We start from the raw sequence: 13,452 nt of genomic DNA on the forward strand, positions 1-13,452 counted from the left end.
TATGGCCCTGGATAAACTGCTTGAAAACGAAGCTCAGGCCGAGATCGAGCGTATCCGCGCCGATGCCCGCGCCCGTGCGGAGCAGATTGTGGGCGCAGCCCGTGCCGAGGCACAGGAGCTGACCGAAAGCCGCAGCCGGGTGCTGGACAAGCAGTACCAGGCCGGCCTGACCCGCGCCCGCTCCGCTGCGGACCTGGAAATGAACGCCGCTCGCCTCAGCGCCGGTGAAGAAGGCATCGCTCAGGTCTACGGCCTGGTGGAACAGCAGCTGCGTGACATCAGCGGCCTGCCTGCCTACCGTGAGATTCTGGGCCGCCTGCTGAACGAAGCGCGCCAGGCGGTGCCCGAAGCTGAAGTGGCTGAAGTGAACCCCCGCGACGTGGAACTGCTGCGCTCAATGGTCAGCGACCTGGAAGTGCGCGGCAACCCCGGCATCGAGGGCGGCGTGCGCCTGATCAGCCAGGGCGGCAAGAGCGGCATCACCAACACGCTGATGGGCCGCCTGCAGACCCTGCGCGGTGGGCTGACTCCCGAAATCCGGCAGATGCTGACGGGCGAATAAGGAGGCCTATGCCTGACGATTATGCCTACATCAATACTCGCGTCAGGATGATGCGCAACGCGCTGCTCGACGGCCGCTCGCTGGAATCTGCCCTGGCGGCCAGCAGCTACCCCGAGTTTCTGCGGGTGCTCAGCGAGTCGGGTTTTGCCGCCAACCTGCGCGAAACCACCGCCGAGAACGCCGGCTTGCCCGAGCTTGACCGGGCACTGAGCCGCAACCTGTTCGCAACCACCCAGAAAGTGCTGGGATTTGCAGACGGGAACTCCCGGCGTGAAATCGAGACCCTGCTGATGCGCTGGGACCTGGTCAACCTCAAGACCCTCGCCCGTGGTGTGGTTTCCGGCCGCGGCGCCGACGCCATTCGGGGCAGCCTGATTCCCGTCGGCACCATCAAGGCCAGCCTGCTGGAAAACGCGGCAGCCAGCACCGACCTGCCTGGGGCGGCTTCGGCCATCTCGGTCAGCGCTCACCCGCTGGCGGCGGCGTTCCGCCGGGGCGTGGCGGCCTACCAGGCCAGCGGGAACCTGCTGAACCTGGAAGTGGCGCTGGACCAGGGCTACTACAACCATGTCCGCAAGGTGGCGCAGGACACCTCGCTGCGCACCTACGTGGGCCGCGAGATCGACATCACCAACGCGCTGATGGCCCGTCAGGCCCAGGCCGCCGGAGTGCCGCTGAATCAGGAATTCTTCGTGCCGGGCGGTCGCCTGGACGCTGCTGGGTATGCCCGGCTGGCTTCGGGCGACACCAGCGCCTCGCCGGATATCGCCGCGATCATGGAAGCCCCCACGCCGCAGGCTGCCGAAGTGGCGGCCCGCGCCGCGCTGGACCGGGCGGCCCGCTCGATCGGTGTCTCGGATCCGATGGGTGTGGGTATCATCCTGGACTTCCTGCGCCGTAAGGAAATCGAAGCGGCCAAGCTGCGCCTGATCGGGCGCGGCAAGTACTACGGCCTGCCTGAAGAGGAAATTCGCCAGGAGGTGGGTGCATGACCGCAGCTCAAAGGGGCCAGCGCACCCAGCGCGTGGTGATTCTGGCCGACAGCGAAACCGCGACTGGCTACCGCCTGGCCGGCGCCGAGGTGATGGAAGCGACCCCCGAGACCGCTCAGGCGGCTCTGGAACAGCTGATCACCGGCGGCAACTACGGCCTGGTGGGGGTGGACAGCGGCTTGATCGCTGATCCCATCGCTTCCACCGCCCGGGTGATGCGCGGCCGCGATCTGCCGATCCTGCTGCCGCTGCCCAGCCTGCGCGACGCTTTCAGCGCCGATACCGAAGACGCCAAGGCGTACATGGGCAAGCTGGTGCGCGAGACGGTGGGCTTCGACATCAAACTGTAATGCCAATGGCCAAGAGCAAGGCGCGGAAGGCCAACACTGGCACGAAGCACTCAGCTCTTCGCCATTCTTAAGCTAAGGAGAATCAAATGACGCAACAAAAAACTGGTGTCGTGCAGAACATCGCCGGCCCCGCCGTGATTGCGAACGGCATGTACGGCGCCAAGATGTACGACATCGTGCGCGTAGGCAAGGAGCGTCTGGTCGGTGAAATCATCCGTCTGGACGGCGATACTGCCTTTGTGCAGGTGTATGAAGACACCTCCGGCCTGACGGTCGGCGAGCCGGTGGAAACCACCGGACTGCCGCTGTCGGTGGAGCTGGGCCCGGGCATGCTGAACGGCATCTACGACGGCATTCAGCGCCCGCTGGACAAGATCCGCGAACAGAGCGGTGACTTTATCGCCCGCGGCATCGAAGTGTCCTCGCTGGACCGCGAGAAGAAGTGGAGCTTTACCCCCACTGTACAGGCCGGCGACGAAGTGACCGGCAGCGCGATTCTGGGTACTGTGCCCGAATTCAGCTTCACCCACAAGATCCTGACCCCGCCCGACAAGAGCGGCCGTCTGGAATGGGTGGCGCCGGCCGGTGACTACAACATCGACGAAACCATCGCCCGCCTGGACGACGGCACCGAACTGCGCCTGGCCCACTACTGGCCGGTGCGTGCGCCCCGCCCGGTGGCGCAGAAGCTGGACCCCAGCCTGCCCTTCCTGACCGGTATGCGCATTCTCGACGTGCTGTTCCCGCTGGTGATGGGCGGCGCGGCCGCGATCCCTGGCCCCTTCGGCTCGGGCAAGACCGTGACCCAGCAGTCGGTGGCCAAGTACGGCAACGCCGACATCGTGGTGTATGTGGGCTGCGGCGAACGCGGCAACGAAATGACCGACGTGCTGGTGGAATTCCCTGAACTGGAAGACCCCAAAACCGGTGGCCCCCTGATGCACCGCACCATCTTGATCGCCAACACCTCCAACATGCCGGTGGCGGCGCGTGAAGCTTCGGTGTATACCGGCATCACCCTGGCGGAATACTTCCGCGACCAGGGTTACTCGGTGTCGCTGATGGCCGACTCCACCTCCCGCTGGGCTGAGGCGCTGCGTGAAATCTCCAGCCGCCTGGAAGAAATGCCCGCAGAAGAAGGCTATCCGCCCTACCTGGGCGCCAAGCTGGCCGCTTTCTACGAACGCGCTGGTGCAGTGAAGACCATGGCCGGCGAAGACGGCGCCGTGTCGGTGATTGGCGCTGTGAGCCCTGCCGGCGGCGATATGTCCGAACCCGTGACCCAGGCGACCCTGCGTATTACCGGCGCTTTCTGGCGTCTGGACGCTGGCCTGGCCCGCCGCCGCCACTTCCCCGCGATCAACTGGAACGGTTCCTACTCGCTGTTTACTCCCATTCTGGAGCAGTGGTACCGCGACAACGTGGGCGAAGATTTCCCCGAACTGCGTCAGCGCATCGGCAACATCCTGCAGCAGGAAGCAGCCCTGCAGGAAGTGGTGCAGCTGGTGGGCCCCGACGCTCTGCAGGACAACGAGCGCCTGGTGATCGAATCGGGCCGGATGCTGCGCCAGGATTTCCTGCAGCAGAACGGTTTCGACCCGGTGGACGCCTCGGCTTCGATGCCCAAGAACTACGGCCTGATGCGCATGATGCTGAAGTTCTACGACCAGGCCGACGCGGCCCTGCGTGACGGTGCGACCATTGACGAAATCATCGCCAGCCCGGTGATCGAAAAGCTGTCCCGCGCGCGTTACGTGTCTGAAGAAGAGTTCCCGGCCTACACCGACGCGGTGATGAGCGAGCTGGACACCACCTTTAAGCGTGGCCAGACCCAGCCCGGCGGACAGGTCCTGAACCAGGAGGTCATTGCATGACCCTGCTGAAAAAAGAGTACAACGACGTTTCGTACATCTCCGGCCCGCTGCTGTTCGTGAATGCGGCCTCGGACCTGGCCTACAACTCCATCGTGGACATCAAGGACGGTCAGGGCAACATCCGCGGCGGTCAGGTGATTCAGGTCAGCGACAAGAATGCCGTGATTCAGGTGTTCGAAGAAACCCGCGGCCTGGACCTGGCAACCGCTTCGGTCAGCCTGGTGGAAGACGTGGCCCGCCTGGGCGTGAGCCGTGAGATGATCGGCCGCCGCTTTGACGGTCTGGGCCGCCCCATCGACGGCCTGCCCGAAGTGGTGGCGGAAAAGCGCCTGAACATCAACGGTCAGGCCATGAACCCCGCCAGCCGCGCCAAGCCCGAAGCGTTCATTCAGACCGGCATCAGCACCATCGACGTGAACACCTCGCTGATCCGCGGTCAGAAGTTGCCGATTTTCTCTGGCTCGGGTCTGCCGCACAACGAGCTGGCCGCCCAGATCGCCCGTCAGGCCAAGGTGCCCGGACACGAAGGCGACTTTGCGGTGGTGTTCGCCGCGATGGGCCTGACCCAGCGCGAAGTGAGCTTCTTCACCCAAGAATTTGAACGCACCGGCGCTCTGGCCCGGTCCGTGCTGTTCCTGAACCGCGCCGACGACCCCGCCGTGGAACGTCTGTTGACCCCCCGCATGGCGCTGACCACCGCCGAGTACCTGGCCTTCGAGCAGGGCTACCACGTGCTGGTCATCCTGACCGACATCACCAATTACTGCGAAGCGCTGCGTGAAATCGGCGGGGCGCGCGAAGAAATCCCTGGCCGCCGTGGCTTCCCCGGCTACATGTACACCGACCTGGCGAGCCTGTACGAGCGCGCCGGCGTGGTGGAAGGCAAGCCCGGCTCGGTCACCCAGATTCCGATTCTGTCGATGCCCGACGACGACATCACCCACCCCATCCCCGACCTGACCGGCTACATCACCGAAGGCCAGATCGTGGTGGACCGTGGCCTGAACTCCAAGGGCGTGTACCCGCCCATCAACCCGCTGCCTTCGCTCAGCCGACTGATGGGCAACGGCATCGGCAAGGGCAAGACCCGCGCCGACCACAAGAACGTGTCGGACCAGCTGTTCGCGTCTTACGCCAACGGCCTGGACCTGCGCAAGCTGGTGGCGATCACCGGTGAAGACGCACTGACCGAGAACGACAAACTGTTCCTGAAGTTCGCTGACGATTTCGAGCAGTACTTCATCGGCCAGGGTGACCAGGACCGCAGCATCGAAGACAGCCTGACGGTGGCCTGGGGCATCATGAGCAAGCTGCCCCAGAACCAGCTGACCCGTATCGGCAAGGGCGACATTGAGCAGTACTACGGCACCAAGATCGACGAAAGCTGGAAGGGCAGCAACTGAGCTTGCCCTGGGCGGGGCCGGGGCGCAGGGCAGCAGATGCCCCAAGTCACCCGGAACTCCCCGCCCACTCACCGCTGAAGGAGGTGAAATGACATGGCCGAACAAATCAGCCCTACCCGCTCCGCGCTGCTGGCCTCTAAAGCCAGCCTGAAGACTGCATCCAGCGGCGCCGACCTGCTGAAACGCAAGCGCGACGCCCTGATTGCCGAGTTTTTTGCCCTGGTCAAGGACGCCCTGGCCGCCCGCGAGCAGCTGGCCGGCGTGAGCAAAGGTGCTTACACCAGCCTGCTGGGTGCCAAGGCCTGGGACAGCCCCGAGGCGGTGGAAAGCCTCAGCCTGGGCTCCAGTGACGACTACACCATCGACATGGTGATCGAGAGCATTTACGGGGTGAAGGTTCCCCGGATGACCGTGCCCGAGCGCCGCACCGGCGGCGGGTTCAGCCCCATTAACGTGGGTGGCCGCACCATTCAGGCCGCGACCGATTTCAACGAGGTGCTGGAAGCCATCGTAAAGGTGGCCGGTACCGAGACCAAGCTGCGCCGCATCGGCGAGGAAATCAAAAAGACCTCCCGCCGCGTGAACGCGCTGGAACAGGTCGTGATCCCCGGTATTCAGGCCGATATCCGCTTTATTCGTGGCGTGCTGGACCAGCGCGAACGCGAGGAAAGCTTCCGCCTGAAGAAGATCAAGGCCAAGCTGGAAGCCGAAGCCGCCGCCGAAGGCGAGCAGCAGGCAGCCCAGGGCGGCAACCACGGTTCCGCTGCCTGAGTTCCGCTTTCTGGCCTCAGTAGCCCGTGTCCCCCGCATGTAGTGGGGGATATTTTTTTGTCTGGCCTCCGGCTGCCCTGGGGTTTGTCCCTGGGACCCCCTGGATTGGTTCCGCTGTCCCCGATTGGTTACACTGGGCCGCGTGAACTTGATCTTCTGGATCGTCCCGGTGCTGGGTCTGCTGGCGGTGCTGTATGCCCTGCGGCCCCAGACCCGTATTTCGGCCGATCAGATCTGGGCGCTGACGGCAGCCATGCCGCTGCTGGTGGCCCTGTCGGTGGCGGGTTACAGCCATGTGCAGGCGTCGGCGGCGCTGGCGGCGGTGCCCTCGGCGCAGCAGCATACCTTCGTGACGGTGCAAAACGGCCTGCAGGTGGTGGGGTTAGACCTCAGCCCTGAGGAAGCCGCCTGTTTCGAGCGCACCGTACGCACCAGCCGCCGGGCCGAGTGGCGCACCGAGGGTGGGCCGGTGCCGCTGAATGCCCACACCACCATTCAGGGCAAGCTGCCGCCGCCGGAAGTGGCCCGCAGCATGGCCATTCAGGGCCGCCTGGAATGCCGCCAGTGGGTGCGGGTGCTGCCTGATGAGCCGGTCAGCTCGCAGACCGCTGCTGCCCCCTGAGCAGGAGCGCCAGCGCGCTCTATCCCCGCCATATTTTCGGCTAAGCTGCCCACATGCACGTGGTGAGCGGAATGAACTGGCGCGGTCAGTATGAGCGGACGGCCCTCTGGACAGTTTCGTTTGCAGCCTTGTTCTTACTGTGGCGCGAGCAGCCGCTTACGCTGCGGACCATGCTGGCGACCAGCGCGGCCAGCCTGGTGTATGTGCTGCTGACCTGGCAGGCTTACCGGCGCCTAAGCCATAGAGAACTGCACCGGCTGGGCCCATGCTCTGGCTCCGCCACTGCTGGAGCAGTATCCCTGGCTGGATTTTTGGCTGTTGGGCGGGCGAACTGGTTTGGCCTTCGTGCTGTTCGCCAGCTGGTTTGGGCTGCTGGTGGCTGGCTTGTTCCTGCCGCTGGCGGGCAAGCTGAGCCTTCCTTTTTGGCAGGAAAAGCTGTTTATAGTGCTGTGCGTGCTGACCGTGGCCTGCGCCTGGCTGATGGCCCACTTCGCCTACGCCCTACACTACGCTTACCTGTACTACCGCCAGGACAGGGGTGGGCTGGACTTCCCCGGAAATGAACCGCTGGACCTGATGGACTTTGCCTATTTCGCGTTCACCGTTGGCACCACGGCGGCCAGCTCAGATGTGAATATCACCAGCCGGGAAGTGCGGCGCGTAGTGATGGGACACACGCTCTTTTCCTTTGTATTCAATACGGCCATCCTGGCACTCACCTTGCAGTTTGCCGTGTCCTGATACGCCGTCCCCAGCCCTTGTCTGGCCAGATAACGCTACTTGTCCAGGTAGCGCCGCAGCTCGTCAATGTCGTGCCCGGTGCCGATCACGACCAGTTTGTCGTGGGATTCGATCAGGCTGTCGGCGCGGGGGCTGACTTCCAAATCACCCCGCCGCCCGATAGCGATCACCTGTACGCCGAAGCGGCCGGTCATGTTTAGGTCCATCAGGGTGCCGCGCAGCCGCTCGTTGGCTTCCAGTTCCACGATGGCGTAATCGCTGCCCAGGTCCAGGGTATCCACCACGTTGGGGTTGGCGATCTGCCGCGCCAGCCGCAGGCCCATGTCGTGTTCGGGGCGCACCACCAGGTCGGCGCCGATGCGTTCCAGCACCCGGCGGGCCATTTCGTCCACCGCTTTGCTCACCACGTAGGGCGCGCCCAGGCTCTTGGCGATCATGGTCGCCAGAATGTTGGCCTGCACGTCGGACCCGATGGCAATCACCACCACGTCAAAATCGCCCACCCCGATAGAACGCATGCCACGTTCGTCGGTGGCGTCCACGATGGCGGCGTGGGTGACGCGGTTCATGATTCGCTCCACGTTTTCCTCGACGTGGTCGATGGCGACGACCTCATGGCCCATCTCGTACAGGGTGGTCGCCACGGCGCTGCCGAAGCGGCCCAGACCCACCACCAGACACTGTTTGGCTTTCATGCGCGGCTCACCGCTGTCCGTCCTTGCTTCACGCCCGGTATGATACTGCGCCCGCGCGGGCGCCCGGTGCCCTAGCCCACCAGAATGTCGCGCTCGGGCGGATAACGTACTCCCTGCTGCTGGCGGCGGCGCAGGCTGAAAGCCACTGCGAAAGTGAGCGGTCCGATGCGGCCCAGGTACATCAGCATGCTGAGGATAATCAGCCCAGTGTTGTTGATGTGGGCGGTGGTGTTCATGCTGAGGCCCACCGTGGCGGCCGCGCTGACCGTCTCGAACAGCAGGTGGGTAAAGTCGATGTTGGGGTTGGTCAGCAGCATCAAAAACAGTGCCGTCATGACCATCAGGGTGTAGAGGGTGGTCACGGTGGTGGCGCGCACCACGTTGTCCCGCTCCACCCGCCGCCCGAAGGCGATCAGCTCACCGCGCCCCAGCACCATGTTCCAGGCCGAGCCGGCCAGGATGGCGAAGGTGGAGGTTTTGATGCCCCCGCCGGTCGAGCCGCTGCCGCCGCCGATGTACATCAGGATGATCAGCACCAGCAGCGTGGCGCTGCGCATGCTTTCGATATTCACTGTGCTGAAGCCCCCCGAGCGCGGCGTCATGCTCTGGAAAAAGGCGGCCAGCAGTTTGCCGTGCCAGGGCAGCGGCCCCAGGGTGGCATGGTTGCCCCATTCCAGCAGCAGCACCGTCAGAAAACCCACCACCAGCAGGGCGGCAGTGGTCAGCAGGGTCAGCAGCGAGTAGACGGTTAGCCGGTGCTCGCGCGGGCGCTGCAGCCAGTTCACCACGTTGAACTGCACGATAAAACCCAGCGCGCCCAGAATCACCAGCGCCGAGATGGTCAGGCTGACCAGCGGGTCGCTGACATACTGCGACATGCCGCCCGGCACCACCGTGAAGCCGGCGTTGTTAAAAGCACTGATCGAATGAAACAGTGCTTGAAAAAGACCCTCACCCAGCCCGAACTGCGGCACGAAGCGAAAGGCCAGCAGCAGGGCGCCAGCCAGTTGCAGCCCCAGCGCGTAGGTAAAGATGGTCCGCAGCAGCCGCACTACGCTGCCGGTGTCCAGGCCGCTGATCTGGGCCTGGAGGTGCTGACGCTCGCTGAAGTTGACCCGCCGCCCGGTCAGAAAGGCAAAGAGGGTGCCGAACGACAGAATGCCCAGCCCGCCTAGCAAGAACAGCGCCATCAGGATGCTCTGGCCGTAGCGGGTAAAAGTCTCGCCGGTGTCGGACACGGCCAGCCCGGTGATGGTCAGGGCGCTGGTGGCGGTAAACAGCAGGTCTACGCTGGACATGTCGGCGCCGGGGCGCAGCACGCCGGGCAGGTGCAGCGCGGCGGTCGCCAGCAGAATGCCGATAAAGTACACCAGCGCAATCAGCTGTGGGGGCCTCAGCCGGGCGTACCAGGAGCGCTTGGGCTCAGGAAGCCTGGCTGGAGCCGGGCGGGAAACGAGCGGCACCCCTGCATTGTAGGCGGTGCGGTCAGGGCGGGCGAGCTATGGGCGCTGGTGCGCGCACAGGCGAAACGTCGGCCCCGGCCTGCCGGCTGCCCCGGAATGAGGCTAAGCTGGAAAGGTGCAGAGATTGAATGAGGGCCGCAACTGATGCGGAACACTGGTGACGACACTGTCGTCTTTGACCTGGAAACGACCGGACTGTCGCCGCAGCGCGACGGCATTGTGGAAATAGGCGCGCTGCGGATTCGCGGCGGCCGGGTGATGGCCGAAGAGCCTTACCAGACCCTGGTGCGGCCCCAGAACAGTCTGGGCGAGACGGTCATGATTCCCTGGCAGGCCCAGCGGGTGCACGGTATCAGTGACGATATGGTGGCCGGCGCGCCCAGCATCGCCGAAGTGCTGCCCGAGTTTCTGGAGTGGGCCGGCGACGCGACGCTGGTGGCGCACAACATCGGGTTCGATTCGGGCTTTATGCGGGTGGCCGCCGAGCGCCACGGGCTGGTCTGGGCGCCGCAGCGCGAAGTCTGCACCGTGCAGCTCTCACGCCGGGCCTTTCCGCGTGAGCGCCGGCACAACCTTGATTCGCTGGCCGGGAGACTGGGCCTCAGCTTCAGCGAAGGCGGCCGGCACCGCTCGCTGGGCGACGTGGAAGTGACGGCCGCCGCTTACCTGCGGCTGCTGGAGATGCTGGGCGAAGCCTGAGCCGGGCGAGCCCGAGCCGGAGCGAAAAGCAAACTGGTCCGGCACTTCTGCGGTGCTGTGCAGGAATGGCCTGAGCCGGGCGCAGTATGCTGGGCCAGTAATGACCGACGCCGCAACATTCTGGCCTCTGACCTGTGAAGCCCTGGCGGAGGGAGACTTCGAGCAGGCGTTCGCACTGCTGCGGGCCGGCACCCTGCTGTCTGACCCGGCCGAGCAGGCCCGCTACGTGCTGCTGGCCGGGGCGCTGCACGCGCTGTATGGTGACTTGGCACTGGACGAACTGCGCCTGAGCCTCTCTGAAGCCCGCCGGCTGGACCCGCGGGCCGCCGCCGATCCTCTCTATCTGGCGCTAGGGGCCGAGCTGGAAGCCCGCCACGCCGGCACCCAGGCCCCGCCGCCCCCGGCGGAGGCCCGCCACGCCGCCGATCCCCTGGCCCGTTTCCATGCCCTGAGCGCCCTGGTGCTCTCCGGCCGGCTGAGCGAGGCTGCCGAGCTGGAGCTGGACCCGGCCGAGCTGCCCGCGCACCTGAGCTGGCGGGCCGCCGCCTTGCTGGCAGAAGCGCACGACGGCCTGGGCGACAGCCAGCGGGCCGCCGAGCTGTTTGCCCAGGCGGCCGCCGGCACCAGCGGCCCTGACCGGGCGGTGATGCTGCAGGAAAGTGCCGCGCTGCTGCTGGCCCAGGGCCGACTGGACGAGGCGCGAACGGCATTGCAAGACGCCCGGCCCATCTACTCGTCGGCGCAGCCGAGCGACCCGCAGGAGGCGCTGAACCTGTCCACCTGGCATTATCTGCAGGCTCAGCTGGAACTGGCGCTGGGCGCCGCCGACCAGGCCCTGAGCGAAATTGAAGCAGCGGCGCAGCTGGAACGCCGGCACGGCGACGCCAGCTACGGGGTGGCGCTGGTGCAGGGGCAGGCCCTGAACACGCTGGGCCGCACCGAGGAAGCCCTGAGCGCTTTTGGCCGGGCGGTCGAGCTGGCGCAGGGCAGCGACCGGCCTTACGCCCAGCACGAGCTGGCGGTGGCGCTGCTGGACCTGGACCGCCCGCTGGAGGCCCAAGAAGCGCTGGAAGTGGTGGCCCGCGAGCCGGACTATCCTTTCCAGGCCGAGGTGCAGGCTGACCTGGCCGAGTGCGACTACCGTCTGGGGCAGCTGGCCCAGGCCCAGGCCGGCGCCGAGCAGGCCCTGCGCCAGGGCGCGGTGGTGCCGGCCAGCCTGGTGCTGGGCAACGTGGCGCTGGAGTATTACCACCTGGACGACGCCCTGGCCCACTTTGAACGGGTGATCGGGGCCTCGCCCGAAGGCAGCCGCGACTGGCTGATCGGGCACCAGATGACGGCCGATATTCTGGCGCAGCAGGGCTTCCGCGAGCCGGCGCAGGTGTATGCCCACGCCCAGCAGGCGCTGGAACACACCCCCGAGGGCGACGAGTGGCAGGCTACCTTGCAGGCCCACCGCGACCGAGCCGCCGAGCTGATGCAGGGCGGCTCCGGCAGGGTGCTGAATTGACGGCCTTCCTACTGGCCCCGGGCGAAAGCCAGCTGCTGCATGGGCTGGAAGAACAGCAGGCTTTCGGTGCGGCGCTGCTGGACAGCCTGCCGGCCAGCAGCGTGCTGTTTCTGGAAGGCGAGCTAGGCGCCGGCAAGACCAGCCTGACCCAGGGCATCGCCCGGCGGCTGGGCTTTACGGGCACCGTATCTAGCCCCACCTACGCGCTGATGCAGCCGTACCCGACGCCACAGGGCCAGCTGCTGCATGTGGACGCCTACCGCGTGCAGCACCCTGGCGAGCTGTACGACATGGGCCTGGAAGAACTCACCGGCGAGAGCCGCCTCAGCGTGATCGAGTGGGGCCAGCTGCTGTATGACGACTACCCGCAGGCCCCCTGCCTGTTGCTGGAGCATCTGCCGGGTGACCCATCTGTGCGCCGGGTGACCCGGCTGCGCTGAAGCTTTCTCCCGGCGGGCCTGCAAGCTGGGAGGGGCTTTTTCCGGGGTCCGGTATCTGGGACAGCCGGCCCGCCTTTTCCGGTCTGATACGGCACAATAGGGCCATATGCAAATCCTGGTACTGAACAGCGGCTCGAGTTCGCTCAAGTTCGCCTTGCTGGATCCCGGCAACGGCGACGTGCGCCTGTCGGGGCTGGCCGAGCGTCTGGGACAGGAGGGCGCCAGTATCCGGCTGGACCACTTTGGCGGCGGCGAGCGCGACCGCACCGAGGAAAGCCTGCGCGGCGGGGTGCACGCGCAGGCGGTGGCCCGGGTGCTGGCCGAGCTGGACGCACTGGGGCTGCGCCAGGATGTGGTGGCGGTGGGGCACCGGGTGGTGCACGGTGGTGAAGCGTTCAATGCCCCCGTGTTGATCACGCCGGAAGTGGAGCAGGTGATCCGGGACTGTATTCCGCTGGCTCCGTTGCATAACCCGGCTAATCTGGCCGGCATCGAGGCTGCCCGCGCCGCTTTTCCCGACCTGCCGCACGTAGCCGTGTTCGATACCGCTTTTCACCAGACCATGCGGCCGGTGGCCTACCGCTACGCCGTGCCGGAAGAGTGGTACACCCGCTACGGGGTGCGCCGCTACGGGTTTCATGGCACCAGTCACCAGTACGTGTCGGGGCAGGCGGTCAAGATGCTGGGCCTGAACCCTGGCCGCCACGGCCTGATCGTGGCGCATCTGGGCAACGGCTGCTCGGTGACCAGCGTGCAGGACGGCAAAAGCCGCGACACCAGCATGGGCATGACCCCGCTGGAGGGCCTGGTGATGGGCACCCGCTCGGGCAATGTGGACCCCAGCCTGGTGGAATTCATGGTGCGCGAGGCCGGCATGACCGCTGCCGAGGTCACCGACGCTCTGAACAAGCGCAGCGGCCTGCTGGGCCTCAGCGGCCTGAGCAACGACATGCGCGAACTGGTCGAGGCGGCCCTGGGCGGGCACGCCGGGGCGCAGCTGGCGATTGACCGCTTCGTGTACCGTCTGGCGCAGACCATCGCCAGTTACGCGGTGGGCCTCAACCGCTGGGACGCGCTGGTGTTCACCGGCGGCATCGGGGAGAACAGCGCCCACATCCGCGCCATGACGATGGAACGCCTGCGCAGCCTGGGCCTGGTGCCCGACGAGCGCGCCAACGAGAACACCGTGCGCGGCCAGCAGGGCGTGATTTCCAAGGAAGGCTGGGTCACGGCGCTGGTGGTCAGCACCAACGAGGAACTGATGATCGCCCGCCAGACGGCCGAACTGCTGCCGCACTCGGCCTAAGTTTTCAGCTGCTGCTGACCCGGT

At 65.9% G+C, this 13,452-nt stretch carries 14 protein-coding genes; 12 read left to right on the top strand and 2 right to left on the bottom strand.

All coding sequences use genetic code 11. From position 1 onward, the window contains the following. Nucleotide 1: 1 nt before the first annotated feature. From OCI36_RS00705 to OCI36_RS00740, 8 genes are all read left to right on the top strand, one after another. Nucleotides 2-562: a V-type ATP synthase subunit E gene (locus OCI36_RS00705; protein ID WP_261663151.1), complete on the top strand. Its 561-nt coding sequence runs from the start codon at nucleotides 2-4 to the stop codon at nucleotides 560-562. Between the two features lie 8 nt (nucleotides 563-570). Continuing rightward, entirely contained in the window at nucleotides 571-1,554 is a 984-nt protein-coding gene (locus OCI36_RS00710; RefSeq protein WP_261663152.1) for a V-type ATPase subunit, read from the top strand. Continuing rightward, nucleotides 1,551-1,904 (top strand): V-type ATP synthase subunit F, encoded by a 354-nt coding sequence (locus OCI36_RS00715; RefSeq protein ID WP_315941225.1) that lies wholly within the window; start codon nucleotides 1,551-1,553, stop codon nucleotides 1,902-1,904. The genes OCI36_RS00710 and OCI36_RS00715 overlap by 4 nt, the downstream gene beginning before the upstream one ends. Nucleotides 1,905-1,990: 86 nt before the next feature. Continuing rightward, nucleotides 1,991-3,778, top strand: a complete 1,788-nt coding sequence (locus tag OCI36_RS00720; protein ID WP_261663153.1) for a V-type ATP synthase subunit A — start codon at nucleotides 1,991-1,993, stop codon at nucleotides 3,776-3,778. After that, on the top strand, nucleotides 3,775-5,181 hold the full coding sequence (locus OCI36_RS00725) for a V-type ATP synthase subunit B (RefSeq protein WP_261663154.1): 1,407 nt from the start codon (nucleotides 3,775-3,777) through the stop codon (nucleotides 5,179-5,181). Before OCI36_RS00720 ends, OCI36_RS00725 begins: the two co-directional genes overlap by 4 nt. A gap of 93 nt (nucleotides 5,182-5,274) precedes the next feature. After that, a complete protein-coding gene (locus OCI36_RS00730) occupies nucleotides 5,275-5,952 on the top strand; it encodes a V-type ATP synthase subunit D (protein WP_261663155.1) in 678 nt (225 codons plus the stop codon). 142 nt (nucleotides 5,953-6,094) lie between these two features. Beyond that, the gene (locus OCI36_RS00735) at nucleotides 6,095-6,574 is read left to right on the top strand and encodes a hypothetical protein (RefSeq protein WP_261663156.1); all 480 of its coding nucleotides are present in this window, start codon (nucleotides 6,095-6,097) and stop codon (nucleotides 6,572-6,574) included. A gap of 318 nt (nucleotides 6,575-6,892) precedes the next feature. Next, on the top strand, nucleotides 6,893-7,315 hold the full coding sequence (locus OCI36_RS00740; RefSeq protein ID WP_261663157.1) for a DUF1345 domain-containing protein: 423 nt from the start codon (nucleotides 6,893-6,895) through the stop codon (nucleotides 7,313-7,315). Between the two features lie 35 nt (nucleotides 7,316-7,350). Here the strand turns inward: OCI36_RS00740 and OCI36_RS00745 are convergent, their stop codons facing one another. Further along, nucleotides 7,351-8,010, bottom strand: coding sequence for a potassium channel family protein (locus OCI36_RS00745; protein ID WP_261663158.1), 660 nt, complete (start codon nucleotides 8,008-8,010; stop codon nucleotides 7,351-7,353). A gap of 71 nt (nucleotides 8,011-8,081) precedes the next feature. After that, on the bottom strand, nucleotides 8,082-9,473 hold the full coding sequence (locus OCI36_RS00750; protein WP_261663159.1) for a TrkH family potassium uptake protein: 1,392 nt from the start codon (nucleotides 9,471-9,473) through the stop codon (nucleotides 8,082-8,084). Between the two features lie 144 nt (nucleotides 9,474-9,617). On the opposite strand from OCI36_RS00750, the gene OCI36_RS00755 reads away from it, so the two are divergent. The 4 genes from OCI36_RS00755 to OCI36_RS00770 all read left to right on the top strand — a co-directional run bounded on the left by OCI36_RS00755 (nucleotide 9,618) and on the right by OCI36_RS00770 (nucleotide 13,428). Then, nucleotides 9,618-10,172 carry a PolC-type DNA polymerase III gene (locus OCI36_RS00755; protein WP_261663160.1) on the top strand — a complete coding sequence of 185 codons (555 nt, stop codon included), beginning with the start codon at nucleotides 9,618-9,620 and terminating at the stop codon, nucleotides 10,170-10,172. 100 nt (nucleotides 10,173-10,272) lie between these two features. Next, the gene (locus OCI36_RS00760) at nucleotides 10,273-11,682 is read left to right on the top strand and encodes a tetratricopeptide repeat protein (protein ID WP_261663161.1); all 1,410 of its coding nucleotides are present in this window, start codon (nucleotides 10,273-10,275) and stop codon (nucleotides 11,680-11,682) included. Next, on the top strand, nucleotides 11,679-12,122 hold the full coding sequence (gene tsaE, locus OCI36_RS00765) for a tRNA (adenosine(37)-N6)-threonylcarbamoyltransferase complex ATPase subunit type 1 TsaE (protein ID WP_261663162.1): 444 nt from the start codon (nucleotides 11,679-11,681) through the stop codon (nucleotides 12,120-12,122). The genes OCI36_RS00760 and tsaE overlap by 4 nt, the downstream gene beginning before the upstream one ends. Before the next feature lie 106 nt (nucleotides 12,123-12,228). Next, a complete protein-coding gene (locus OCI36_RS00770) occupies nucleotides 12,229-13,428 on the top strand; it encodes an acetate kinase (RefSeq protein ID WP_261663163.1) in 1,200 nt (399 codons plus the stop codon). The last annotated feature ends 24 nt before the right edge of the window (nucleotides 13,429-13,452 follow it).

This window comes from Deinococcus sp. Marseille-Q6407 (assembly GCF_946848805.1).
Taxonomy (GTDB): domain Bacteria; phylum Deinococcota; class Deinococci; order Deinococcales; family Deinococcaceae; genus Deinococcus.

What these genes read in the sequence shown, in the direction of transcription:
- OCI36_RS00705 (WP_261663151.1), top strand. Translation starts at nt 2, where the DNA reads ATGGCCCTGGATAAACTGCTTGAAAACGAAGCTCAGGCCGAGATCGAG.
- OCI36_RS00710 (WP_261663152.1), top strand. Translation starts at nt 571, where the DNA reads ATGCCTGACGATTATGCCTACATCAATACTCGCGTCAGGATGATGCGC.
- OCI36_RS00715 (WP_315941225.1), top strand. Translation starts at nt 1,551, where the DNA reads ATGACCGCAGCTCAAAGGGGCCAGCGCACCCAGCGCGTGGTGATTCTG.
- OCI36_RS00720 (WP_261663153.1), top strand. Translation starts at nt 1,991, where the DNA reads ATGACGCAACAAAAAACTGGTGTCGTGCAGAACATCGCCGGCCCCGCC.
- OCI36_RS00725 (WP_261663154.1), top strand. Translation starts at nt 3,775, where the DNA reads ATGACCCTGCTGAAAAAAGAGTACAACGACGTTTCGTACATCTCCGGC.
- OCI36_RS00730 (WP_261663155.1), top strand. Translation starts at nt 5,275, where the DNA reads ATGGCCGAACAAATCAGCCCTACCCGCTCCGCGCTGCTGGCCTCTAAA.
- OCI36_RS00745 (WP_261663158.1), bottom strand. Translation starts at nt 8,010, where the DNA reads ATGAAAGCCAAACAGTGTCTGGTGGTGGGTCTGGGCCGCTTCGGCAGC.
- OCI36_RS00755 (WP_261663160.1), top strand. Translation starts at nt 9,618, where the DNA reads ATGCGGAACACTGGTGACGACACTGTCGTCTTTGACCTGGAAACGACC.
- OCI36_RS00760 (WP_261663161.1), top strand. Translation starts at nt 10,273, where the DNA reads ATGACCGACGCCGCAACATTCTGGCCTCTGACCTGTGAAGCCCTGGCG.
- OCI36_RS00770 (WP_261663163.1), top strand. Translation starts at nt 12,229, where the DNA reads ATGCAAATCCTGGTACTGAACAGCGGCTCGAGTTCGCTCAAGTTCGCC.